1 protein-coding gene is annotated in these 791 nt (G+C 31.9%); it reads left to right on the forward strand.

Features of this window, described 5'->3' with window-relative positions; translation table 11 throughout:
• Positions 1 to 57 precede the first annotated feature (57 nt).
• On the forward strand, positions 58 to 791 hold a 734-nt coding region (locus G3997_RS01350), incomplete at its 3' end, for a BMP family ABC transporter substrate-binding protein (protein WP_442971221.1).

Consider the following 791-nt stretch of genomic DNA (forward strand, 5'->3'; position numbering starts at 1 on the left):
TTAGTAGGATGTTCAACTACAGAGGAAAATAAATCAGATGATACTATAACAGTAGCAATGATAACAGACGTAGCAGGAGTAAACGATCAAAGTTTTAACCAAAGTGCTTGGGAAGGTCTTCAAAAAGCTGAAAAAGAATTAGGTGTAAAAGTTAAGTACTTAGAATCAAAGCAAGATTCAGATTATGCAACAAATATAGAAACACTAGTTGATGAAGAAGTAGACTTAATATTAGGTGTAGGTATGAAATTAGCTCCAGCTATAGAAGAAGCAGCTGATTTATATCCAGAACAAAAATTTGTATTAGTAGATGAAGAATTAACAGGTAAAGATAATGTAAAAAGTATATTATTCAACANNNCAGAACAATCAGGATATCTAGTAGGATTAATAGCTGGTAGAATGACTAAAAYTAACAAYGTTGGATTTATAGGCGGAATGGATATAGGTGTTATAAATACATTTAAATACGGATATATGGCAGGGGTAAAAGCTGCTAACCCAGATGCAGAAATACAATCTCAATATGCAAACTCATTCACAGACCAAGCTAAAGGTAAAGCTATAGCTAATCAAATGTWTTCAAAAGATGTTGATATTATATTCTCTGCAGCTGGAAATGTTGGTTCTGGTGCAATAGAAGCGGCTAGAGAAAAGAATAAATATGCAATAGGTGTTGATATGGACCAAAATAGTTTAGCTCCAGAAAATGTTATTACATCTGCTATGAAAAGAGTAGATATAGGTGTTTATGATKTAATAKAAAAAGCGGTAAATAATGAACTTAAAGA

Origin of the sequence: Romboutsia sp. 13368, assembly GCF_018336475.1 — a bacterium.
In the GTDB taxonomy this organism is placed as follows: Bacteria; Bacillota; Clostridia; order Peptostreptococcales; family Peptostreptococcaceae; genus Romboutsia.